The organism is Pedobacter rhizosphaerae (genome assembly GCF_900111155.1).
Taxonomy (GTDB): domain Bacteria; phylum Bacteroidota; class Bacteroidia; order Sphingobacteriales; family Sphingobacteriaceae; genus Pedobacter; species Pedobacter rhizosphaerae.
Genome location: NZ_FOGG01000070.1, coordinates 1 through 4,467, shown reverse-complemented (window position 1 = coordinate 4,467; position 4,467 = coordinate 1). Strand labels below are relative to the sequence as shown.

8 protein-coding genes and 1 pseudogene are annotated in these 4,467 nt (G+C 41.5%); 6 read left to right on the top strand and 3 right to left on the bottom strand.

Annotation, left to right across the window (positions count from 1 at the left end):
- Positions 1-231 (bottom strand): transposase (locus tag BMX11_RS23935; protein WP_139180267.1); only part of this gene is annotated, 231 nt, incomplete at its 3' end.
- Positions 232-333: 102 nt separating this feature from the next.
- On the bottom strand, positions 334-1,002 hold the full coding sequence (locus BMX11_RS23930) for a sensor histidine kinase (protein ID WP_217643912.1): 669 nt from the start codon (positions 1,000-1,002) through the stop codon (positions 334-336).
- A 207-nt stretch (positions 1,003-1,209) separates the two neighbouring features.
- Between BMX11_RS23930 and BMX11_RS24485 the strand changes: the two genes are divergently transcribed.
- Together BMX11_RS24485 and BMX11_RS24480 are read left to right on the top strand one after the other, a co-directional pair.
- The gene (locus tag BMX11_RS24485; RefSeq protein WP_175474667.1) at positions 1,210-1,347 is read left to right on the top strand and encodes a hypothetical protein; all 138 of its coding nucleotides are present in this window, start codon (positions 1,210-1,212) and stop codon (positions 1,345-1,347) included.
- 111 nt (positions 1,348-1,458) lie between these two features.
- Positions 1,459-1,611 (top strand): hypothetical protein, encoded by a 153-nt coding sequence (locus BMX11_RS24480; protein ID WP_175474666.1) that lies wholly within the window; start codon positions 1,459-1,461, stop codon positions 1,609-1,611.
- Here the strand turns inward: BMX11_RS24480 and BMX11_RS23925 are convergent.
- Entirely contained in the window at positions 1,608-2,336 is a 729-nt protein-coding gene (locus BMX11_RS23925) for a LytR/AlgR family response regulator transcription factor (protein WP_090890101.1), read from the bottom strand. The two genes, BMX11_RS24480 and BMX11_RS23925, sit on opposite strands and share 4 nt — an antisense overlap.
- Positions 2,337-2,647: 311 nt before the next feature.
- On the opposite strand from BMX11_RS23925, the gene BMX11_RS23920 reads away from it, so the two are divergent.
- From BMX11_RS23920 to BMX11_RS23905, 4 genes and pseudogenes are all read left to right on the top strand, one after another.
- Entirely contained in the window at positions 2,648-3,226 is a 579-nt protein-coding gene (locus BMX11_RS23920; RefSeq protein WP_139180266.1) for a cyclic nucleotide-binding domain-containing protein, read from the top strand.
- 1 nt (position 3,227) lies between these two features.
- Entirely contained in the window at positions 3,228-3,827 is a 600-nt protein-coding gene (locus BMX11_RS23915; protein WP_217643911.1) for a MauE/DoxX family redox-associated membrane protein, read from the top strand.
- Positions 3,828-3,859: 32 nt separating this feature from the next.
- Entirely contained in the window at positions 3,860-4,135 is a 276-nt protein-coding gene (locus BMX11_RS23910; protein WP_139180264.1) for a hypothetical protein, read from the top strand.
- Between the two features lie 129 nt (positions 4,136-4,264).
- Positions 4,265-4,467 (top strand): annotated as a pseudogene (locus BMX11_RS23905) (IS5/IS1182 family transposase); the annotation flags it as partial.

The following is a 4,467-nucleotide window of genomic DNA, read 5'->3' as shown; positions in this document are numbered from 1 at the left end:
GTGCACAAGGCTGAGATTCGCATACATTTTTTTCAAACGCGCATTTTCCTCCTCTAATGCCTTGAGCTTGGATAACTCTTTCACTTCCATTCCTCCGTACCTCTGACGCCATTTATAAAAGGCTGCGGTGCTAATCCCTAACTCTCTGCAGAGATCGTGTACATTTTTGCCATTCTCATGTTCTTTGATGGCTTTTACAATCTGAGATTCCGTAAACTTGATTCTTTTCATATTACCAATTAAAATTAATAGTTTTTTCTAATAGCCTCGCTGCGCTCGGTCTAGAATTATACTTTTAACTGGTCTGAATTTTGGGAAGTGCACAAGATGTTCTCATAAGCCAGTAATCTTAAGCTGCGCCTGGAAATAATTTCCATTCATGCCATAATTAAATTCATAGTTTTTTGGGTAGGCATGGTCCAGCCTGGCTTTAATATTTCGCAACCCAGACTGTAGCCCAGCAACTTTATTGGTAGTCTTGGCGAGGTTACTTGTCGTGAAACGGATTTCCGAATCAGTACTGATGACTTCAATGATTGCCGGATGAGCCGGATCATTCATGATACCGTGTTTAAACATGTTCTCGACTAAGGTCAATAGCACAATAGGCAAGATGGTAGCACTGCCATTTTGGATATCTTTAGTATAGTTCAGGTTCAGTAAATGCTCGAAACGTAAGCGGTTGAGTTTGATCAGGTTTTCCATCTGCGTAATTTCCCTGGCTAAAGGGATAAATTCACTTTTGCTGTCCTCTAACGCATATTCCATGAGCTCGGTTAAGGCAACAATAGCTACGGCTACGTTCTCAGGATTGTTTTTGGCCGCATTCCGGATAAAGGTTAAGGTATTAAAAAGCAGATGGGGATTGATTTGTGCGCGCAGGAAATCTTTTTCTGCAATAACGAGTTGATATTTCAAGCCTTCGATTTCCCGTAATTGTTGCAGCTCAATATCCTTCCTTTCAAGATGCCTGTTCAGGTAAAAATAACCACTGGCAAACATAATAAATAAACTCGCCCTGGATACCGTGACGCCGATGTACCTTTTTGTAATGTCCAATGGTAATGGCCTCAGTTCCATGACACCCAGTAACAGGTTGGCTAGTGCCGCTCCGATAAGGTACAAGGTATATGCAAGAAGCAGACCCAGGAGAAAGTGTATGATTTTGTTTTTTGAATTTTGATATAACAGTGGCATGACCCAAAGGGAATGAAAATAAAATATGGCAATGTTGACGAGATAAAACAGGACATAGAAAAAAAAGTTGTTGAATTTTTCCGAAACGATTCCGGCGAGTACAACCTCGACAAAAATGTAACAGAGCCAGCAAATCAAGTGGATGCGTAATTCGTTTTTGCTAAATTTTCCCATCTCATATAGTGGTTAAGGCATGTCATATATTAGAAATGTTTAGGGATTTTCCCCGGGCTAAAATTGATCAATCAATCACGAGAGATCATGAAAAATGCGGCAACAAAACTTCAAAAAAGAACGGTTTTTATTTTCAAAAGTGTCAATAAACCTGTTCGAACAACTGAACCTACGACCACCAGTACCGATCCAACTACAGCACTGACTACAACAGTGAATACCGACATGGTTCATCGCTAACTGCCACTCAGCATGCCTTTACGTAAAATTTCGGTAAAGGCATGCCGATACTTCTCTCCTATGGATAGACATTCGCCGTTGGTCATAAAAGCCATATACCCTTCTACCTTTTTGAGGTAATTGATGGAGATCATATGTGATTTGCCGATCCTGATAAAGTCGGGATGTCGCATGAGGTCTCGCTCCAATTGCTTGAGGCCTACATAAGTAATCTCTGTATTTTCGGTAGTAATAATCTTAATGTGGTTAAGCAAGGCTTCAAAATAAACAATGTCCTGATAGAATACCCTGATAAAACTGTGCTTGGTTTTTCCCCTGACGAAGGCAAACTTTTTCTCACTGTATTCTTCCCTGCGGCTTTTCTCCTGAATTTCTTTTAGCTGCTCGATTTGCTCAATTAACCTTTCATGGATGATGGGTTTGACCAGGTACCCGGAGGCACCTTCATGGAAGGCTTCTTCCCCATAATTTCTGTGGGCGGTGGAGTAGACCAGGTGGTCACAATAAACCTTGAGCATTTTTGCGCCTTCAATGCCGTCGGTAACTGGCATGCTAATATCACAAAAAACAATATCCACAGGTCCATATTCCTGAAGATGGGTTATGGCATCATTTACATTGTTAAAGGTAGCACGTAAATTAACTCCAGGGGTGAGTGATAAAAGATCCCCTATGTCGGAAAGCGCATGGGGCTCATCATCGATGGCGATACTGGTAAGTTCCATAAGCAGAAAAGGTTAGCTGATTGACAATATCGGAAATGTCTTTTAAATCAACAACTTATTGGAGTAAATAAAGACAAAAGTCGCCTTGCTGTTCTTAGGCACTTCCTATAGTGGTTTGGTACTTTGCTATAATAAAATCATTTTTCTACTCCTTCTGGGCATACCTTGATTGCTGAAATAATCAATTTTTAACCGATCATTTCGGCCATCGTTCTTTAAACGGATCCGATCGGATCTATGGATACGCGGAGGGAGCCTGCAAGCTCCCTTTTTTTTGGCCGGGTGTGTAGTTTACTTAAGTTATGGTCAGTATGGAATACTTCGGGCAGTTGCTCCAGGTGCTGGATCGCCTGTGCCCGATATCAGGAGCCTTTGAAAAAGCGCTAAAACCTTTGATTGTCGAGCGGGAAGTTGCCACGGTAAAGAACATGCTCAGGGAAGGGGAAATACAGCAGAAAATATGGTTTGTGGTGAGTGGCCTAGTAAGGGAGATCAGTTCTTCAGCGGACACGGTTACCGGAAGAACTTCCTGGTTCTGGTATGAAGGCGATTTCGTATTTGCCCATCCGGGTTTTTTCGCTGGGTTACCGAGTTTGGTCGAAGTAGAGGTATACCCGGGAACTATCCTTTTGGAATTATCGCGTATGGATCTTGCCTTATTGATACAGAGTTTTAAGGAAGGCCCGCTGCTGATCGAAACACTTCGTTACCACAACCAGGCAGCCAGGGCTGCCCATATATCGGATTTAGTCAATTTAAAGCATGCCGAAATGGTCAGCAGGTATTATAGGGAACATAAATCTGTCTTTCTTACCGCCAGGGCGAAGGATATCGCATCTTTTCTCGGTATCAAGGATAATGGTATGCACCGATTTCTTAGGAAGATTTAACTTGCCTTTAAAATACGGCAATTGTCGCTGCTGTTACAGGCAAATTCCTGCGTCAAAAGGTTTCACTACTTCCGAAATTAGCATCAGGCTTTTTGGTGGTGATATAAAAAACGAAAAGCAATTGGTTATGGATAATAAAGATAAAGCCAAATTTGATTCTTACGAATTCTGGTTGTTGCTTTCTTCAGCCCTGTTGATCTTGCTCTGGGGATACGCAGCTTTTTCCAAGTTTGCGGATTATGGCCGTTTCGTAGCCCAGATGAAGCTCGCTCCACTACCTCTGATGAAGCACTTAGCGCCGGTTTTGGGCATTGTTGTTCCCCTTACGGAACTTGTAATAATTGGTCTACTATTTTCTGAGCGCTTCAGAAAGACCGGACTGTGGCTATCTTTTTTGCTATTGCTTTCTTTTACTGTCTATATCTCCATAATGCTATTGTCTGGGTTAAGCCTTCCATGTACCTGTGGAGGTTTAATTTCCAAACTCGGATGGCGGCAGCACTTAATTTTTAACGCTTCTTTCATGCTGATTTCCCTGTTGCCCTTTTTATGGACTAGGATTTTTTCAAAAGTATATTCACCGCGGAGTATATATAAATAACCAATTTTTAAATCTTTTAAATGTTAAACAAGATGAAAACAAATCTTAAAACCGCAGTTCTGGGCATCGCATTGATGGCCAGTGTTACAGGAGCTTTTGCTGCTGACATCGCTAATGCTATTTCTGGTAAAAAGCTGGTGGCCTACTCTTGGCAAAAGTATCATCGAAATGGTACTCCTGATGGCAGTCCCCAACCAGGTGATGAAAATTCACTGATCGATGAGTGCCCTGGAGGCACGCCGACAGTATGTGCAATTGGAACATCGGACGATGGTCCAACACTTACCCGTTTTTACGATCCACTTTAGTGGTAATAACAAGAGGCTGTCTCAAAAAGGCAGTCTCTTTTTTTGTGGAAAAAAAATTAATTTTCCATCTTTTTAAATTTGGTTTATTTGTCTGTATTTCAGATATTTAAGTATAAATAATTGAAATTTATGCCAGTCCAGAAACCAGTTTTCAAGCCCTATTATCAGAACCAGATCATGGCTATTCCGCCCACTCTGGATGAACTTGTGGCAAAAGGCCATCCTGTTCGCATTGTGAACGATGTCATTAACCGAATCAATATCCAGGGGCTGTTGGATGCTTATAAGATTAAGGGCACTTCAAGCTACCATCCACAAATGCTGTTAAAGGT